This is a genomic window from Mycobacterium sp. IS-2888 (genome assembly GCF_001954215.1).
GTDB lineage: Bacteria > Actinomycetota > Actinomycetes > Mycobacteriales > Mycobacteriaceae > Mycobacterium.
In genome coordinates this window covers 29,774-48,094 of the sequence record NZ_MBET01000007.1, presented here as the reverse complement: position 1 = coordinate 48,094, position 18,321 = coordinate 29,774, and the positions used below count along the sequence as shown (strand labels likewise).

14 protein-coding genes are annotated in these 18,321 nt (G+C 70.2%); all 14 read right to left on the bottom strand.

Annotated features, from left to right (window positions below):
* Positions 1–7: 7 nt before the first annotated feature.
* Positions 8–727, bottom strand: coding sequence for a peptidoglycan editing factor PgeF (pgeF, locus tag A5745_RS00690; protein ID WP_217695258.1), 720 nt, complete (start codon positions 725–727; stop codon positions 8–10).
* 91 nt (positions 728–818) lie between these two features.
* Entirely contained in the window at positions 819–1,976 is a 1,158-nt protein-coding gene (ftsZ, locus tag A5745_RS00685) for a cell division protein FtsZ (protein WP_076062373.1), read from the bottom strand.
* A gap of 238 nt (positions 1,977–2,214) precedes the next feature.
* Positions 2,215–3,177 carry a cell division protein FtsQ/DivIB gene (locus A5745_RS00680; RefSeq protein ID WP_083662631.1) on the bottom strand — a complete coding sequence of 321 codons (963 nt, stop codon included), beginning with the start codon at positions 3,175–3,177 and terminating at the stop codon, positions 2,215–2,217.
* Complete coding sequence (murC, locus tag A5745_RS00675) at positions 3,174–4,619, bottom strand: UDP-N-acetylmuramate--L-alanine ligase (RefSeq protein ID WP_217695259.1); 1,446 nt, start codon at positions 4,617–4,619, stop codon at positions 3,174–3,176. Before murC ends, A5745_RS00680 begins: the two co-directional genes overlap by 4 nt.
* Before the next feature lie 35 nt (positions 4,620–4,654).
* Positions 4,655–5,854 (bottom strand): undecaprenyldiphospho-muramoylpentapeptide beta-N-acetylglucosaminyltransferase, encoded by a 1,200-nt coding sequence (murG, locus tag A5745_RS00670; protein ID WP_076114759.1) that lies wholly within the window; start codon positions 5,852–5,854, stop codon positions 4,655–4,657.
* Complete coding sequence (gene ftsW, locus A5745_RS00665) at positions 5,851–7,617, bottom strand: putative lipid II flippase FtsW (protein ID WP_076114758.1); 1,767 nt, start codon at positions 7,615–7,617, stop codon at positions 5,851–5,853. The genes murG and ftsW overlap by 4 nt, the downstream gene beginning before the upstream one ends.
* Before the next feature lie 6 nt (positions 7,618–7,623).
* The gene (gene murD, locus A5745_RS00660; RefSeq protein WP_076114757.1) at positions 7,624–9,093 is read right to left on the bottom strand and encodes a UDP-N-acetylmuramoyl-L-alanine--D-glutamate ligase; all 1,470 of its coding nucleotides are present in this window, start codon (positions 9,091–9,093) and stop codon (positions 7,624–7,626) included.
* A 1-nt stretch (position 9,094) separates the two neighbouring features.
* Positions 9,095–10,174 (bottom strand): phospho-N-acetylmuramoyl-pentapeptide-transferase, encoded by a 1,080-nt coding sequence (mraY, locus tag A5745_RS00655; RefSeq protein ID WP_076062365.1) that lies wholly within the window; start codon positions 10,172–10,174, stop codon positions 9,095–9,097.
* A complete protein-coding gene (murF, locus tag A5745_RS00650) occupies positions 10,171–11,721 on the bottom strand; it encodes a UDP-N-acetylmuramoyl-tripeptide--D-alanyl-D-alanine ligase (RefSeq protein WP_076114756.1) in 1,551 nt (516 codons plus the stop codon). The genes mraY and murF overlap by 4 nt, the downstream gene beginning before the upstream one ends.
* A complete protein-coding gene (locus tag A5745_RS00645) occupies positions 11,718–13,259 on the bottom strand; it encodes a UDP-N-acetylmuramoyl-L-alanyl-D-glutamate--2,6-diaminopimelate ligase (RefSeq protein WP_139329375.1) in 1,542 nt (513 codons plus the stop codon). Before A5745_RS00645 ends, murF begins: the two co-directional genes overlap by 4 nt.
* Positions 13,260–13,418: 159 nt before the next feature.
* On the bottom strand, positions 13,419–15,479 hold the full coding sequence (locus A5745_RS00640) for a penicillin-binding protein 2 (RefSeq protein ID WP_076062361.1): 2,061 nt from the start codon (positions 15,477–15,479) through the stop codon (positions 13,419–13,421).
* Positions 15,476–16,633 carry a hypothetical protein gene (locus tag A5745_RS00635; protein ID WP_076062359.1) on the bottom strand — a complete coding sequence of 386 codons (1,158 nt, stop codon included), beginning with the start codon at positions 16,631–16,633 and terminating at the stop codon, positions 15,476–15,478. The genes A5745_RS00640 and A5745_RS00635 overlap by 4 nt, the downstream gene beginning before the upstream one ends.
* On the bottom strand, positions 16,630–17,874 hold the full coding sequence (gene rsmH / locus A5745_RS00630; protein ID WP_139329374.1) for a 16S rRNA (cytosine(1402)-N(4))-methyltransferase RsmH: 1,245 nt from the start codon (positions 17,872–17,874) through the stop codon (positions 16,630–16,632). Before rsmH ends, A5745_RS00635 begins: the two co-directional genes overlap by 4 nt.
* On the bottom strand, positions 17,849–18,280 hold the full coding sequence (mraZ, locus tag A5745_RS00625; RefSeq protein ID WP_076062437.1) for a division/cell wall cluster transcriptional repressor MraZ: 432 nt from the start codon (positions 18,278–18,280) through the stop codon (positions 17,849–17,851). Before mraZ ends, rsmH begins: the two co-directional genes overlap by 26 nt.
* Between the last annotated feature and the right edge of the window lie 41 nt (positions 18,281–18,321).

Here is an 18,321-nt window from a genome sequence, read left to right as displayed (position 1 = left end):
ACGGCGGTCACTCCATCCAGACCAGTGATGCCAGCCGCCCGGTCGGTGCACCCCGGCGATGGCTGAACAGTGTCGGGTCGGCCACCGTGCAGCGCGGATCGATGTCGATCGACGTGACGCCCAAATCCTGGAGCTGGCAAGCGATTCCGGCGCGGAGATCGAGTCCGGGCGTCCCGGCCGCCGTCGTGGTGCGGCTGCCCGGCAGTGCCGCCTCGACCTCGTCGGCCATGGCCTCGGGCACCTCGTAGTGGCGGCCGCTGACCGCCGGGCCGAGCAGGACCGAAATGTCGCCCGCGTGCGCGCCCAGCCGCTGCATTGCCTCCACCGCGCGGGCAACCACCCCCCGCTGAGCCCCGACGCGGCCGGCATGCACCGCCGCGGCAACACCGGCGCGCGCGTCGGCCAGCAACACCGGCACGCAGTCGGCGGTCACCACCGCGAGCGCCAGCCGGGGCGTGGTGGTCACCAACGCGTCGGTGTCGTCGACGGCGGCATCCCGCGGCCCGTCGACCACCTCGACCCGATCGCCATGCACCTGGTTCATCCACACCACCCGGTCGGTGCCCCCCGTAATGCTCAGGCCGATGGCGGCGGCCAGCCGGGCGCGGTTAGCGGCGACCGCCTTCGGATCGTCGCCGACGTGGTCGCCGAGGTTGAAGGAGTCGAACGGCGCCACCGAGACGCCGCCCGCGCGGGTGGTGGTCACCCGCCGGATGCGAACGCTCACATGCCCAGTATCCGGACGCCGTTGCCGTTCAGGTGTCAGCGACGTCCCGCCGCGGCCGGTTTGTCGCGGACTGGCAAGCAAAATGAGACCCTCAGCGGCGCATAAACGGCGGCACGTCGACGTCGTCGTCGTCGCCGCCAATGCTCAGCGTCGAACCGTTGGTGTGCACCGGCACACTGACGGCGTCGACGGGCTCGAACAGCGTCGAGGTGAGCTTGCCGGCCTTGGCCGACTCGATGCGGTGCGCGCCGGTCTTCTCCCCCTTGTCGGCACTGCCGCCGAGCAGGGGCTTGCGACCGGGGCCGGATGCGTCGAAGCCCGCCGCGATGACGGTGACCCGCACCTCGTCGCCCAGCGAGTCGTCGATCACGGTGCCGAAGATGATGTTGGCGTCCTGGTGGGCGGCGTCCTGCACCAGCGATGCCGCCTCGTTGATCTCGAACAGTCCCAGGTCGCTGCCGCCGGCGATCGACATGAGCACGCCCTGCGCGCCCTCCATCGACGCCTCCAGCAGTGGCGAGTTGATGGCGATCTCGGCGGCCTTGAGCGACCGGCCCTCACCGCGCGCCGACCCGATGCCCATCAGCGCCGTACCAGCGCCCGACATGATGCCCTTGACGTCGGCGAAGTCGACGTTGATCAGTCCTGGCGTGGTGATCAGGTCGGTGATGCCCTGCACGCCGTTGAGCAGCACCTCGTCGGCGCTGCGGAACGCGTCCATCAGCGATACCGCGGCATCGCCCATCTGCAGCAGCCGGTCGTTGGGGATGACGATCAGGGTGTCGCAGCTCTCCCGCAGTGAGTTGATGCCGGTTTCGGCCTGATTGCTGCGCCGCTTGCCCTCGAACGAGAACGGGCGAGTGACGACGCCGACGGTCAACGCCCCGAGTTTTCGGGCGATGCTTGCGACGACGGGCGCCCCGCCGGTGCCTGTGCCACCGCCCTCGCCGGCGGTGACGAACACCATGTCCGCCCCGCGCAGCAGTTCCTCGATCTCGTCCTTGGCGTCGTCGGCGGCCCTGCGGCCCACCTCGGGGTCCGCCCCGGCGCCCAATCCGCGGGTGGAGTCACGGCCGACGTCGAGCTTGACGTCGGCATCGCTCATCAACAACGCCTGCGCGTCGGTGTTGATCGCGATGAATTCCACGCCCTTGAGGCCCTGCTCAATCATCCGGTTGACGGCGTTGACGCCGCCGCCACCGATACCCACGACCTTGATGACGGCCAAGTAGTTGTGCGGGGGGGTCATCATTTCTCTTCCTCCCTGGTGGGACTCGGTGTCTCCGCCTGGCAAACTCTCAACCTCAACCATAGATTTAGAGTTATGTCAAGTAGTTCCGCGCAACCAGAACGGTATGGGCATGACGCGCGCGAATCTCGCAGGCGCGCCGACGCGCGGCGCGCAAATTTTTGTGACATCGAACGTGCGGCTGGCCGCACATTCGGCGTCGGGCGTGCGGCGGGCCGCACATTCGAGCGCGCGCTGGCTATTTCACGGTCGGCAGGTCGGGGCTGGACACGTCGTAGGTCTTCCCGGGCTGCGTCAACAACGCCACCAGCTTTTCGGCCTTCTCCTCGGTGCGGTCGGTGGTCCCCCAGATCACCACCCGCCCGTCGCCCAGGGTCAGGGTGATCGACGCCACCGAGGGCGCCGCGACGCGAGCGACCTGACCCGCGACCTCAGGACGCAGCGCCAACAGAACCTGCAGCGCAGCCTTGGTCACCGGGTCGGTCGGCCCAGGATTGGCAACATCGAGATACGGCAACGCGGGTGGCGGCGGAGCCGTCGCGAAGTCAACACCGTCGCGATCGAACAGGTGCGGGCCGTCGGCAAAATCCTTCACTGCCACCGGGACTCGCTCGACGATGGTGATCCGCAGCGCCGACGGGTACTGGCGCTGCACCCGCGCGCTGGCCACCCGGCGAATCGTCGCCACCCGGTCGGCGACCTGGTTGGTGTTGATCTGCAAGAGCGGGGTCCCGGGCCGCACCCGCGCGGCGTCGAGGACCTCCTCGCGGGTCACCACCGAAAGCCCGGTGACCACGATGTCGCGGGCCGACATCGCGGGCGTGAAGTACAGAATCAGCCCGAGTCCCACACCGACGACGGCGATCACCACCGACGCCAACAACATTTTCAGGCCTCGAACAACGCCGCGCGCAACGGGTTTGGGCTGGTTGACGATGCGCCCACTGACGCGGCGCTTGGCCTCGCGGCGCGCTTCCTCGATCGCGCGGGCGCGCTCCTGCGCGGCTCGGCGCTCGGCGCGTTCGCGGCGGGCACGCCGCCGCGGCCCCTCGAATTCGGGTTCCTCCGCTTGGGTTTCACCGTTTTGCGCTTCCAGCGGTTCGGTGACCGCGTTGTCTGCACGGGTCCCAGCGTCCGAGTCCGCGCCGGCCGCCACGTCGGTCGGCGGGGCAGTCGGTGGGGCCTCGTCGGGTTCGCTCATTGCGGCACCCCGGGCTGACCGGGCGCGGCGCGGTTCGCCCGCACCCGCAGTGCAGTCACGATCTCCGGCCCCAGCATCGTCACGTCGCCGGCACCCATCGTCACGATGACGTCGCCGGGCCCGGCGGCCGCGGCCACCTCCTCGGCCGCCGCCGAGAAGTGCGGGAGGTAGCGCACCGGCACGCTGACGTGCTCGGCGACGCTGGCTCCGCTGACACCGGCGAGGGGTTGTTCGCGCGCCCCGTAGACGTCGAGCACGAACACCTCGTCGGCGGCGTCCAGCGCGCGCCCGAATTCAGCCGCGAAAGCCTTTGTCCGCGAATATAAATGGGGCTGGAACACCACCAGCGAGCGGCCCTCACCGCTCTGTTCGAGCACGGTGCGCACCGCCGCCAGCGTTGCGCTGATCTCCGTCGGATGGTGGGCGTAGTCGTCGAATACCCGCACCGTCCCCTTGCCGACGCTTGCGGACCCGACGAGTTCGAAGCGGCGCCGCACCCCTTCGAAGCCGGCGAGCCCGTCAAGCACGGCGTCCGCGGGGGCGCCGACCTCGACCGCCGCAAGCAGCGCGCCCAGCGCGTTGAGCGCCATGTGCCTCCCGGGCACCGAAAGCCGCATCACGCGCGGATGCGATTCGCCGGCCAACTGGATGTCCGCGACGGCCCCGGTGCCCTGCTGCTCCCACGACAGCAGCGCGCCGGCCAGGTCCTGCCCTTGCGAGTCGGACCCGGACCCAGATCCGTAGCGCAGCACCCGGATGCCCAGCTCGGCGCTGCGTTGGGCCAGCGCCGCCGCGCCGGGGTCGTCGGTGCACACCACCAGCGCTCCGCCCGGGGCGAGCCGCTCCACGAAGGTGTCGAACACCCCGACGTAGGCGTCGGCGCTGCCATAGAAGTCCAGGTGGTCGGTCTCGATGTTGGTGACCACCGCGACGTTGGGCGTGTACTCGAGTAGCGAGCCGTCGCTTTCGTCGGCCTCGGCGACGAAACAAGTGCCGCTGCCGTGGTGGGCGTTGGTGCCGGCCTCGCCGAGCTCTCCGCCGACCGCGAACGACGGGTCGAGACCGCAATGCTGCAGGACCACGATCAGCATCGACGTCGTGGTGGTCTTGCCATGCGTGCCGGTGACCATCAGCGTGGTGCGCCCAGCCATCAGCTTGGCCAGCACCACCGGTCTCAGCACCACCGGAATGCCGCGGCGCCGGGCCTCGACGAGCTCCGGGTTGGTCTTCGGGATGGCGGCGTGGGTGGTGATGACCGCGGTGGCGCCACCGGGCAGCAGATCCAGCGACGACGCGTCGTGTCCGATCCGGATCAGCGCGCCGCGGGCCCGCAACGCGTGGATGCCGCGCGATTCCTTGGCGTCCGAGCCGGATACCTGGCCGCCCCGGTCCAGCAGGATGCGGGCGATGCCGGACATGCCGGCGCCCCCGATACCGACCATGTGCACCCGCTGGAGTTCAGGAGGCAGCTGCTCGGTCACCGTCGTCCCCGGGAAGCCAACCGGGCGACGTCTAGCGCCGCCTGGGCCACCTGCCGCGCCGCGTCCGGATGCCCCACCCGGGCGGCCGCCGCGGTCATCGCCGCGAGCCGCGCCGGATCGGTGAGCAGGCCGATCACCCGCTGAGCCACCAGGCCCGGCGTCAGATCCACGTCGGCGACGAGCTCGCCGCCGCCGCCGTCAACCACCGGCAGGGCGTTGAGCCGCTGCTCGCCGTTGCCGATCGGCAACGGCACGTAGATGGCCGGGAGCCCCACCGCCGACACTTCGGCGACCGTCATCGCGCCGGAACGACAGATCACCAGGTCGGCGGCGGAGTAGGCCAGGTCCATCCGGTCCAGATACGGCACCGCCACGTAGGGCGGATCGCCGGGCTCCGGGGTGCGCAGCTCGAGGGTGTTCTTGGGGCCGTGCGCGTGCAGCACGGACACGCCCGCGGCGGCCAACTCGGCGGCGGCGCCCGAGACCGCGCGGTTGAGCGAGACGGCGCCCTGGGAACCCCCGAACACCAGCAGCACCCGAGCGTCGGGGGCGAAGCCGAAATGCCGGCGCGCTTCGGCCCGCAGTGCCGCGCGGTCCAGCGCGGTGATGGCCGCGCGTACCGGGACACCGACGACCTCGGCGCGGCGCAGCCCGGAATCCGGCACCGCGGACAGCACCCGGTCCGCGCTGCGCACGCCGACGCGATTGGCCAGCCCGGCGCGGGCGTTGGCTTCGTGGATGACCACCGGAATGCGGCGCCGGCGGCGTAACGGTCCTAATGGCCCGGGGTAGCCGCGCGCGGCGAGGTAGGCGGGCAGGGCCACGTAACCGCCGAACCCGACGACCACGTCGGCGTCGACGGCGTCGAGCACCGCGCGGGTCTCTCGGACGGCGCGCCACACCCGCGTCGGCAGCCGCGCCAGGTCGCCCGTCGGCTTACGCGGCAGCGGGACCGGCGTGATCAGCTCGAGGTGGTAGCCGCGCTCGGGCACCAGCCTGGTCTCCAGCCCGCGCGCGGTGCCCAGTGCGGTGATCCGGACCTGCGGATCCAGTGCGGACAGCGCGTCGGCGACGGCCATCGCGGGCTCGACATGCCCCGCGGTCCCACCGCCGGCCAGTACGACCGACAAAGCGGCACCGGCGGGCGAGGAATTTTTCCCCCGCCCGCCGGTCGCCTTCCTGACCGTCTTGTTCACCCGTAACGCTGACCTTCCAATGCACGAGCGCGCCGTGGTTGACGCTGGCCGGCAGCCTGACTGGCGCGGCGCTGGCCAGATCCATGATGCCCTGAGCGACGGGCGGGGCGGGCAGCCGTACGGGGGAAAGCCGGCCGCAGCGGCGGGTCGGGGTTCCGGGCAGCCTTCCGAGTCGGCCCCTGGGCGGCCTTTCGGCCCCCGGCAGTGGGTCGAGTCCGCTTGCGATCGCGGAACGCCTCGATCCGGGTGGGCACATACGGCTGGGGCAGCGGCAGCCGCAGCAGCCGGTTCATCTTGTCGTCGCGGCCGGCTCGCAGCGCGGCGACCGCCTCGGGTTCATGGCGCGCGGCGTTGGCGACGATTCCTATCATGAAAAGTGTTGCGGCCGTTGATGTTCCGCCGGCAGATATGAGTGGCAGCTGCAAACCGGTGACCGGCAGCACGCCGATCACGTAGCCGATGTTGATGAACGCCTGGCCCAGCACCCACATCGTGGTCGTGGCGGTCAGCAGCCGCAGGAACGGATCGGCGGAACGGCGCGCGATCCGCATGCCGGTGTAGGCGAACAACCCGAACAGCACCAGCAGCGCGAACGCCCCGACGAAGCCGAGTTCCTCGCCGATGATCGCGAAGATGAAGTCGTTGTGCGCGTTGGGCAGGTAGTTCCACTTGGCCACACCCTGGCCCAGACCGTCGCCGAAGATGCCGCCGTGCGCCAGCGCGAATTTCGCCTGTCGCGCCTGGTAACCGGTGTCCTGCGGGTCGGTCTCGGGATTCATCCAGGAGCGCACCCGGTCCGAGCGGTAACCGGCGGACATCGCCAGGATCGCGCCCGCGACGAAGACCGCGAACAGCGACGTGACGAAGACCCGCAGCGGCAACCCGGCATACCACAGCAGGGCCAGCAGGATGATGCCCAGCGAAACCGTCTGCCCGAGGTCGGGCTGGGCCACGATCAGCGCCAGCGCGATGACCGCCGCCGGCACCAACGGGATCAGCATCTCGCGCAGCGAGGCCCGCTCCATTCGTCGCGCCGCCAGTAGATGCGCGCCCCAGATGGCGAACGCGATCTTCGCCAGCTCGGACGGCTGCATGGAAAAGCCGGCGATCACGAACCACTTGCGAGAGCCGTTGGCCAGGTTGCCGATTCCCGGCACCAGCACCAGCACCAGCAGGATGATGGTGACCACGTAGCCGGGGAACGCGACACGGCGGATGAAGCGCACCGGCATCCGCATCGCGAGGTAGGCGCCGATGACCCCGATGACCGTCCACAGGACCTGCTTGCCGAAGATCACCCAGGCCGAGCCGTCGTCGCCGTAGGACCGCACGCCGGAGGCCGACAGCACCATGATTAGTCCGAGGGTGGTCAGCAGACCGGTGACTGCGATGATCAGGTGGAACGACGTCAGCGGGCGGCCTAGCCAGGCACCAAACCGGTTGCGGAACCGGTGGCGCGGGCCGCCGTCTTCGCTCCCGGAAGCCTTGGCCCGCGGCTTCGCGTCCGCCGCCTTTGCGTCTTCGGGCTCGAACTCTGGCTCGGACTCCGGTTCGAACTCGGGCTCGAACTCGGAGGCCGCGTCATCGCAGGCCGCGTCATCGGAACCCGCGTCGTGAGGAACCTCGTCGGGCACGTCGGGCTCGGGCGCGTCTGGTACGGCTGCGTCCGTCGCAGCGGCCGGTTCTTCGACCTCGGCCCGCTCGGCCGGGGTTGCGTTCGTTCCCTTGTTCCGGCGTAAGAACCGGCTCAGCGCGTGACCCATACCCGCCTACCGGATCGCCGCGCGCACGGCGGCCGCGAAAGCGTCGCCGCGGTCGGCGTAGCCGGTGAACTGGTCAAACGATGCGCCGGCCGGTGCCAGCAGCACCGTGTCGCCGGTCTTCGCCATGTCGCGCGCCGCGTGCACGGCCGCGGTCATGACGCGAATGCCGAGGTTGTCGCGCGAATGTTTCACTTCTGTCACAGATGTACCAGAGACCTCAGCAGTCGCATGCATATCAGCATCCTCGCCTGTCACAACCTGGACGACGGGGACATCCGGCGCGTGTCGCGATAACGCCTCTGCAACCTCTCGGCGATCCCGGCCGATGAGCACCGCTCCGACCAGCCGAGATGCGATCCTGGCGACCTCGGCATCGATGGATGCGCCCTTCAGCAAACCACCGGCCACCCAGACCACCCGCGGGTACGCCAACACCGACGCCTCGGCGGCGTGCGGGTTGGTCGCCTTGGAATCGTCGACGTAGGTGATCCCGTCCGCGACGGCCACCACCTCCGCCCGATGCCGGCCCACCCGGAACGCGGCGATCGCGGCCGCGATCGCCTCCGCGGGCACACCGACGCTGCGGGCCAGCGCCGCGGCGGCCAGGGCGTCGAGAACCCCGACCGGGCCGGGAACCGGTATCGACTCGGCCGGCAACAGCGTCAGGTCGCCGGCGAAGGCGCGGTCGACCAGCTGGCCGTCGCGCACGCCGAGTTCGCCCGCGGCCGGTTCGCCGAGCCGAAACCCGACCCGCACCGGCGCCGCCGCCGTGTCCAGCAGAGCGGCAGCCCGGGCGTCGTCCAGGCCGACGACCGCGACACGGCCATTCAGTACCCGGGCCTTGGCCGCGGCGTAGTCGGCCAAAGTGCCATGCCAGTCCAGGTGGTCTTCGGCGATGTTGAGCACCACGCCCGCCTCGGGCCGCAGCGACGGCGCCCAATGCAGCTGGAAACTGGACAGCTCGACCGCCAGCAGCTCGGCGGGCTCGGCCGAATCCTCTTCCAGGAGGTCCAGCACCGGGGTGCCGATGTTGCCGCACAGCAGGCTGCGCCGGCCCGCCGCCATCAACATGGCCTGCAGCATCGACGTCGTCGTGGTCTTGCCGTTCGTGCCGGTGACGACCAGCCAGCGGCGCGGCGGCCCGTAGTAGCCCGCCACCTCCAGCCGCCAGGCCAGCTCCACGTCGCCCCAGACGGGCACCCCGGCCGACGCGGCGGCCGCCAGCAGCGCCGTGGTCGGTGCGAACCCGGGACTGGTGACGACCAAGGCGAAGCCCGAGATCCGTTGCGTGGCAATCGATGTGGCCATGGTGGCCACCCCGCTCTCGGCATAGCCGCGCAGCGTGGCGGGATCGTCGTCGCACAGCGTGACGGCCGCACCAAAACGCTTCAGGGCCGCCAGAGCCGCCCTGCCCGTGACGCCGCCGCCGGCCACCAGCACCGGCGCGCCCGGCGCCAGCGGCTCGAGCCCGGACATGTCAGGCACCGATCGCGGCCAACCACTCACCGTAGAAAAGGGCCACGCCCAGACCGCAGGTGATCGCGGTGAGCAGCCAGAAGCGGATGATCACCGTGGTTTCGGCCCAGCCGACCAACTCGAAATGGTGATGGAAGGGCGCCATCCGGAACACCCGGCGCCCGGTGGTGCGAAAAGCCAGGATTTGCAGGACAACCGAGGTGACCTCGGCGACGAACAGCGAACCCAGCACGACGGCGAGGATCTCGGTGCGGCTGGTGACCGACAACCCCGCGATGATGCCGCCGAGCGCCAGCGACCCGGTGTCCCCCATGAAGATCTTGGCCGGCGCGGCGTTCCACCACAGAAAGCCGATGCACGCTCCCGCGGTCGCGGCCGCGATGATCGCCAGGTCCAGCGGATCGCGCACGTTGTAACAGCCCAACCCCGGCGCGGTGACGCATGCGTTGCGGTACTGCCAGAAGGTGATCAGAACGTAGGCCCCGGTGACCATCGCCATGGTTCCGGCGGCGAGTCCGTCCAAGCCGTCGGTGAAATTGACCGCGTTGGACCAGGCGCTGACCACGACCACGCAGAACAGCACGAAGAGTCCGGGAGCCAGTGTGACGGTGGCGATTTCGCGGACGTAGGACAGATCCGCGCTGGCCGGTGTCAAGCCGTCGGCATTGCGGAACTGCAACACCAGCCCGCCGAACAACACCGCCGCGGTGATCTGCCCGATCGTCTTGGCGGTCTTGTTCAGCCCGAGGTTGCGCGACCTGCGGATCTTGATCAGGTCATCGACCAATCCCACGCCTCCCAGCACGGTGGCCAGGCCCAGCACCAGCAGACCGGATGCGGAGATCCCCGCACCGTCGAAGGCCAGCCCGACAAGGTGCGCGCCCAGATAGCCGGCCCAGATGCCGGCGACGATCGCCACGCCTCCCATCGACGGCGTGCCGCGTTTGGTGTGGTGGCTGGGGGGCCCGTCCTCGCGGGTGTGGTGGCCGAAGCCCTGCTTGGTGAACAGCCGGATCAGCGCTGGAGTCAACAGGATTGACACGGCCACCGCGACGGCGACGGCGATGAGAATCTGTCTCACGGGCGCGCCCCGCCCTCGGCGGCCAGCGCGTCGGCGAGCCCACCGAGTCCGGCCGCGTTCGACGCTTTGACCAGCACCACGTCGCCGGGTTGCACCTCGGCCCGCAGCAAGGCCAGGGCGGCGTCGCCGTCGGCGACGTTCACGGCCCCTCTATCGGCCCCCGGACCGGTCTCCGAGCCCCACGAGCCCTCCATGACCGCTCCGTGGTGCATGGCGCTCATCGACCTCCCCATTCCCACCACAACGAGTCGAGACACATCTAAGCGCACCGCCAGCCGGCCGATGCGATCGTGCTCGGTTATCGCGTCGTCGCCGAGCTCGGCCATTTCACCCAACACCGCCCAGCTGCGCCGGGGCCGCGCCCGCTCTCCGCCGCCATGGGCGATCCAGGCCAGCGCCTGCAGCCCGGCCCGCATCGAGTCGGGGTTGGCGTTGTAGGCGTCGTCGATCACGGTCACCCCGTCGGGACGGGTGGTCACCTGCATGCGGTGCCTCGACACCGGCCCGGCTTCGGCAAGCGCGGCGGCGACCTGCTCGACGCTGGCGCCGCATTGCAGCGCCACGGCAGCGGCGCACAGCGCGTTGGTGACCTGGTGATCGCCGTACACGCCGAGTTGCACCTCCGCCTCAACAGCGCCTCGCGGGTCCATCGCGTGCAGGGTAAAACGCGGCCTGGCCAATTCGTCCAACGACACGTTTTCCGCCCAGACGTCGCTGGGGCCGGAGTCGGTCTGGCTGACTCGGCTCACCCGGACCACCCAGGCCGCGGTGACATGGGCCATCGCGGCCACCGTCGGGTCGTCGACGTTGAGGATGACCACACCGGATTCCGGAACAGCTTGTGGCAGTTCGGCTTTGGTGCGGGCAATGGCCTCATGCGAGCCAAACTCACCCAGGTGGGCGGTGCCGACGTTGAGGACCACTCCGATGGCGGGCGGGGCGATGCGCGCCAGCTCGGCGATGTTGCCGGGATGGCGCGCCGACATCTCCAGGATCAAGAAGTCGGTGTCCCGGGTCGCACGCAACACCGTCCAGGGATGGCCCAGTTCGTTGTTGAACGATCCGGGCGGGGCCACCACCTCACCCAGCGGCCGCAGGACGGCGGCCACCAAATCTTTCGTGGAGGTCTTTCCCGACGAGCCGGTGATCCCGATGATGGTCAGCCCGCCGGCGACCAGCTCCGCGGCCACCGCCTTGGCCAGCTTGGCCAGTGCGGCCAGGACCGCGGCGCCCGACCCGTCGGCGTCATGCTCGAGCACGCCAGCGCGCGAGTCCGCGGGGCCCGCCGGGGGCACCACGATGGCGGGGACCCCGACCGGCCGCGCGGCCAGCACGGCGACCGCACCGGCGGCGACCGCCGAACCGGCATGGTCGTGCCCATCCGATCGGGCGCCGGGCAGAGCCAAGAACAGCCCGCCGGAACCGATTGCGCGCGAGTCGAATTCGACGGACCCGGTGACGCGGAGGTCGGCGGCGGCCTCCGGTGCGATGTCCGTCAGCGTGCCGCCGACGATCTCGGCGATCTGGGCGACGGTCAGGTCGATCATCGCGCGGCCCCCCGGGCCCGTATCGCGTCGGCGAGTTCCACCCGATCGTCGAAGGGGCGGGTCCGGCCCGCGCTGCGCTGCCCGGTCTCGTGGCCCTTGCCGGCGATCACGACGACGTCGCCGGGGCCCGCCCAGGCGACGGCGTGGTCGATCGCCGCGCGGCGGTCGCCGATCTCGACGACCTGGGCCTTGCCCTCGGCCGCTCCCGCGAGGATCTCGCGCCGGATTGCCGCGGGGTCCTCGTCGCGCGGGTTGTCGTCGGTGACGACGACCAAATCGGCGAGCTCGGCGGCGATTTCGCCCATCGGCCGCCGCTTGCCCGGGTCGCGGTCGCCGCCGGCACCGAATACCACCGCCAGCCGTCGATCCGGCCGCCGCAGCGTGGTCAGCACGGCCCGCAACGCGCCCGGCTTGTGCGCGTAGTCGACCAGCGCGAGAAAATCCTGGCCACAGTCGATCTCTTCCAGCCGCCCCGGGACCCGGGTTTCGAGCAGTCCCCGCGACGCCCGCTCGACGGAGACCCCGACAGCGTCGAGAATGGCCAGCGCGACAAGGCAATTGGCGACGTTGTAGCGCCCGGGTAGTCGGATGCCGACCCGGTGCCGGCCGCCGGCGGGATCGACAACGGTGAACTCCTGTCCCCCGGCTCCCATCGGCGCCACGTCGACGGCTCGCCAATCGGCGGGCTGGTCTTCGACGCTGACGGTGATCGCCGCACCCGCCCGGGCGGCCATTGCGCGCCCGGCGTCGTCGTCGATGCACACCACCGCCGTCCGGGCGCGCAGCGCCGAGTCGGGGTCGAACAGCAACGCCTTCGCCTCGAAGTAGTCGGCCATGGTGGGGTGAAAGTCGAGGTGGTCACGGGAAAGGTTGGTGAAAGCGCCCACCGCGAATCCGGTGCCGTCCACCCGGCCCAGCGTCAGCGCGTGGCTGGACACCTCCATGACCACGGTGTCGACCCCGCGTTCGGCCATGGCGGCCAGCATCGCCTGCAGCGCGGGCGCCTCCGGCGTCGTCAGGGTGCTGGGGACGTCGACGCCGTCGATGCGGATGCCGACCGTGCCGATGAGCCCCGGGGTGCGCCCGCCGGACCGCAGACCGGACTCCACCAGATACGTCGTGGTGGTCTTGCCCGACGTTCCGGTGATGCCGACGATGGTCATCTTCTCGGACGGGTTTCCGTACACGGTGGCGGCCAGGCCACCGAGCACGCTGCGCGGCGCGGGGTGCACCAGCGTGGGCACGCTGCCCTGGGGGCCGATCTCCCCGAGCCCGGCGCCGTCGGTGAGCACCGCGACGGCGCCGCGCTCGATCGCCTCGCCGGCAAACCGCGCGCCGTGGGTGGACGAGCCGGGCAGGGCGGCGAACAGGTCACCGGGCTGAACATCCTGGGCACGCAGCGTCACACCGGTGATCGCCACGTCAGGCACGGCCGCGGCCTGGCCCGCGAGAACCGCGCCCACCTGGGCGGCCAGCACGGGCAGCCGCACGCCCGCGGTGTCGCGGGGACGCAACCCAGTGGCCACCACCTGTGTCACCTCCCTGACGACGCGGCCTGATCCCCATGATCAGCCATGACACCCTACCTAGGCGCACGGCCCAACGAGGTTGGCTCGTCCATCGAGTGTGCGTTGAGGGCTCTCAGTGCGCGCTGGTGGCGCCCTCACCGCACACTCGACGGGCTGGGTGGTCGGCCGCTACATGGCCTGCAGCGTCAGCGGCGGCCCCGGGTCGGGTGACAGCGGCACGTTTTCCCGCTGCATCAGCCAGCCGGCGATGTTGTGGAACAGCGGGGCAGCCGAGTGCCCCGGCGTGCCGTCGGCGTTGCGCTGCGGGTTGTCCATCATGATGCCGATGACGTAGCGGGGGTTGTCGGCGGTGGCCATGCCGGCGAAGGTGATCCAGTAGACGTCGTCGAAGTAGCAGCCGCAGCCGGGGTTGATCTGCTGCGCGGTGCCGGTCTTGCCGGCAATCTGATAGCCGGGCACCCCGGCCGCCGGGCCGGTGCCCTGCTGATACCCCATCGGGTCGTGCTGGACGACGGCGCGCAGCATGCCCCGCACGGTCTGCGCCGTCTGCGGCGACACCACGCGGATACCCTCCGGGCGGGGTTCCTCGGTACGGGTGCCGTCGGGTGCGATGGTGGCCTTGATGATCCGCGGCGGTACCCGCACGCCATCGTTCGCGATGGTCTGGTACATATCGGTCATCTGCAGCAGCGTCATCGAAAGGCCTTGGCCGATAGGCAGGTTCGAGAAGGTGCTGCCCGACCACTGGTCGATGGGCGGCACCAGCCCGGCGCTTTCACCGGGCAGCCCGACGCCGGTGCGCTGACCCAGCCCGAACTTGCGGACCATGTCATAGAAGCGTTCCGGACCGACGCGCTGCGCCAGCATCAGGGTGCCGACGTTGGACGACTTTCCGAATACGCCGGTGGTGGTGTAGGGCATCACGCCGTGTTCCCAGGCGTCATGGATGGTGACGCCGCCCATCTGGATCGAGCCCGGCACTTGCAACACCTCGTCGGGGTTACTCAGCCCATATTCCATGAGCGCGGACGCGGTGATCACCTTGTTCACCGAGCCCGGCTCGAACGGCGAGGACACCACCAGGTTGCCCAGCTGCTTGTCACCCTGACGCCCAATGTCCTGCGACGGGTCGAAGGTGTTGTCGTTGGCCATGGCCAACACGTCGCCGTTCTTGGCGTCCAGCACGACCGCCGAAACGTTGTGTGCCCCAGACGCATCCTTGGCCAGCTGGACCTGCTGCTGAACGTAGAACTGGATGTCGTCGTCGATGGTGAGCTGGACGGTCGAACCGTTGACCGCCCGATGCCGGTTGCGGTAACTGCCGGGGATGACCACGCCGTCCGAGCCGCGGTCGTAGGTGACCGAGCCGTCGGTTCCCGACAGCACGGCATCCAGCGAGTCCTCCAGCCCGAGCAGCCCGTGGCCGTCCCAGTCGATGCCGCCGACGATGTTGGCCGCCAGCGATCCGCCCGGGTACTGGCGCAGATCCTGCCGCTCCGAACCGACTTCGGGATACTTGTCGGAGATCGCGCCGGCGACGGCGGGGTCGACGGCGCGAGCCAGGTAGACGAAGTTGTCGTTGCTTTGCAACTTCTTCAGGACGGTCTGATAGTCCGGCTTGTTGTTCAGCCGGGCCGCGACCTCCTTGGCGATGTCCCGCATCCGCTGCTGCGGATCGGGGGCGGCCGAGTTCTTGTTCTTGGCCTCTTCCAATTGCTTGCGAATTCGCTTCGGCTGGAACGTCAACGCCCGCGACTCGATGGTGAACGCCAGGCGTTCGTTGTTGCGGTCGACGATGCTGCCGCGGACGGCCTTTTCGACGTCGGTGACCTTGAGCTGGCCGGCCGCCTGCGCCCGCAGCGTCGGCGCGTTCGTCACCTGCAGGACGAAGAGCTGCACGACTGCCACCAGCATCAGCGCCAAGATGGCCGCATTGCCCGCCCGATGCCGGAAAACGAACGACGCACCGCGCGTGCCGGCGTCCACCAGCTGACGGGTCCGCCGCTCCCGTGCGGAGCGACCCGGCGCATCGGGCCGTCCGGGCGCGCGGGACTTGTTGGCCTCCTTGGCTTTCGGGGCTTTCTGAGCTTTCTGGGCTTTCGGAGCTTTCTGAGCTTTCTCCGGCTTGCGGGCTCGCCTCGTTTTCCCAATCTCCTTGGCTCCTCGCGCAGTACCGGGACCGCGGGTCGTCGGCGACCGCCGGGCGCGCCGGGACTCGCCCCGGCTCATCGGGGCGCACCCATCGCGGGCGCCGGCATCACAGCCTGGGGTGCTTGCGCCCCCGGTTGCACCGGCACCGGCACTTCGGCGGGCAGCGGCGCGGGAACCCGGGGCGCAGCCGGGATCGGCAGCCCGCCCAACGGAACTGACACTTCGGGGGGCAGCGACCCAGTCGCCGGACCCGCCTGCGCCGGACTCGCGGGCGCCGGCAGGCCCGGCAGCGGGAGCACACCGGGGAACTGCCCGATGGCCGGCCCGCCGGGCATGCCCGGCAGCGGCGACGTGGGCTGCGTCAGGTGCTGGCCGCCGACGGTCGTCGAGCCGTCAGGCGCGCGCAGCAATGCCTCCGGCCCTGACCTGGCCGGCGCCGACGGAACACCGGGAACACCAGGACCGGCCGGGGCGGGCTGTACCCGAACCGGGACCTCCGGGGGAAGCGCCACCGGCTTCGGGGGTGGCGGCGGGCCCGGCTCGGGAAGCTTGGTGTTCAGCGGCGGCGGCGGAACGCCGTCGGCCGGCTTGGGCGTGCCCACCACCACCCAATTGCCGGCCGGATCCTGGACCAGGTGGGCGGTGTCCCGCGTCGGGATCATGCCCTGCTTGCGGGCCGCCTCGGCGAGCGCCGGCGCCGACTCCGCCTCGCGCACATCGCGTTCCAGCGACTCCTTCTGCTGCTGCAGCAACCGGTTCTTCTCCCGGGCATGGCTCAACTGGTAGGAACGCTCCGCGGAATCGGTGGACAACCACAGCGTCAGGCCCAGCCCCAGACCGAGGGCCCCGATCACCAGCACGACGAACGGCACCTTGCGCGCCAAGGTCCGGGGCCGCAGGTCAATCGATGCCAGCCGGTTGGCCAACCGTTCGCTCAGGCGAGGCCGGACAACCTTGGGCGCCTTGGCTTTTCGCGCCTTTGCCCGCGCCTTGGCCTGGCTTGTGCTCTTGGGACGGGCCGCCCGCTCGACCGGCCGGGCGATGGGGCTGGTCTGGGGACCCGATTTGGGCGCCCGGGCGTCGCGGGTGGGCGCGGCGCTCCTGCCCGGCCGGGTCCGCCGCGACGATGCCGACTCTGCGACGGCGCGCCTGCCTTTGCGGGCAACGCCGTCGCGCCGATCGCGGCGGTCACCGACAGCGCGGCGTTTCTGCGTGTCGCGCTTTGCCTTCATGCGTCGCCCTTCCCGGTTGTCTGCGCTTCGGCATTCGGTTCCACCCCGTGCTGCACCCGTTGCAGGGCCCGTAATCGCACCGCGGCGCTGCGCGGGTTGCGCTCGATCTCCGCGGCGTCGGCGCGTTCGGCACCGCGCGTCAACGACCTGAATCGCGGCGCGTGCCCCGGCAATTCGACCGGTAGGTCCACCGGCGAGCGCGAGGCGGTCGCGTCGGCGAACACGCGCTTGACGATGCGGTCTTCCAGCGACTGGTAGGCCAGCACCACGATGCGGCCCGCGGCGGCCAGCGCGCCCAGCGCGGCGGGAATGGCGCCCCGCAGCGAGTCCAGCTCCTCGTTGACCGCGATCCGCAGCGCCTGAAACGTGCGCTTGGCAGGGTGCCCGCCGGTGCGCCGGGCCGGGGCCGGAATCGCTTGGTAGATCAGGGCAACCAGCTCGGACGTCGACGTCAACGGGGTGCGGGCGCGCTGCCGGACGATGTGTCCGGCAATCCGGCGTGCGAACCGCTCCTCGCCGTAGCGGCGCAGGATGTCCGTCAGGGCACGCTCGTCGTAGGTGTTGACGATGTCAGCCGCGGTAAGCGGCGAGCCCGGGTCCATCCGCATGTCCAGCGGCGCGTCCTGGGCGTACGCAAAGCCCCGCTCCGCGCGGTCGAGCTGCATGGACGAAACGCCGAGATCGAACAACACGCCGTCCACCGATTCGACTGGGGCGTAACCGGATTCGGCCAGCGCCGCGGCAAGCCCGTCATAGCGCGTGTGCACCAACGTGATTCGGTCTTCGAACTGCCTCAGCCGATTGCGGGCGATATCCAGCGCGCTGGGGTCGCGGTCGAGCCCGATCAGCCGCAGGCCGGGTAATTCGGTGAGGAACCGCGCCGCGTGCCCGCCCGCGCCGATGGTCGCGTCGACGAGGACCGCCCCCGACCCGTCCGCGTGATAGCGGGTCAATGCGGGGGTGAGCAGCTCGAAGCAACGTTGCGCCAGGACGGGCACATGCCCGAATTTCCCTGGGCCCAAATCTTCTGGGCCCAAATCTTCTGGGCCCAAATCTTCTGGGCCCAAATCTTCTGGATCGTCAACCACCGCAACACCTCCCCGGATCGGGCGGGACGCCCAGGCACCGAGGTCCCTGTCCGAAGGCACGAACCTGGCGTTGGGGAAGTACGCCAGGGTCGGTTCGGGCAGAGGCCACGATGCACGGGCATGCGCCTCAGATGATGTCGCCGAGTGCTTCATCGCTGGCCGCGGAGAAGTTCTCTTCGTGGGTTTGCTGGTAGTCGTGCCAGGCCTGTGCATCCCAGATCTCGAGGTAGTCGACCGCCCCGATCACCACGCAGTCCTTGGAAAGGTTGGCGTAGCGGCGATGGTCGGACGACAAGGTGATACGTCCCTGCGCGTCGGGATGCTGCTCGTCGGTGCCGGCGGCCAGATTGCGCAGGAATGCCCTGGCTTCCGGGTTGCTTCGCGATGTCTTGCTCGCCCGTCGGGCCAGCTGCTCGAATTCCGTCCGCGGGTACACGGCCAGGCTGTGATCTTGGCTCTTGGTGACCATCAACCCCCCTGCCAGTGCGTCGCGGAATTTGGCGGGCAACGTCAGCCGCCCTTTGTCGTCGAGCTTGGGCGTGTAGGTGCCGAGAAACACCAGCTCACCTCCCATGGAGACCCGGCTTTCGCCTCACCCAA

Coding starts and splice junctions, on each gene's coding strand:
- ftsZ (WP_076062373.1), bottom strand. CDS start 1,976: ATGACCCCCCCGCACAACTACTTGGCCGTCATCAAGGTCGTGGGTATC.
- A5745_RS00680 (WP_083662631.1), bottom strand. CDS start 3,177: ATGAGCGAACCCGACGAGGCCCCACCGACTGCCCCGCCGACCGACGTG.
- murC (WP_217695259.1), bottom strand. CDS start 4,619: ATGGTCGGTATCGGGGGCGCCGGCATGTCCGGCATCGCCCGCATCCTG.
- ftsW (WP_076114758.1), bottom strand. CDS start 7,617: ATGGGTCACGCGCTGAGCCGGTTCTTACGCCGGAACAAGGGAACGAAC.
- murD (WP_076114757.1), bottom strand. CDS start 9,093: ATGTCCGGGCTCGAGCCGCTGGCGCCGGGCGCGCCGGTGCTGGTGGCC.
- murF (WP_076114756.1), bottom strand. CDS start 11,721: ATGATCGACCTGACCGTCGCCCAGATCGCCGAGATCGTCGGCGGCACG.
- A5745_RS00640 (WP_076062361.1), bottom strand. CDS start 15,479: ATGAGCCGGGGCGAGTCCCGGCGCGCCCGGCGGTCGCCGACGACCCGC.
- A5745_RS00635 (WP_076062359.1), bottom strand. CDS start 16,633: ATGAAGGCAAAGCGCGACACGCAGAAACGCCGCGCTGTCGGTGACCGC.
- rsmH (WP_139329374.1), bottom strand. CDS start 17,874: ATGAAGCACTCGGCGACATCATCTGAGGCGCATGCCCGTGCATCGTGG.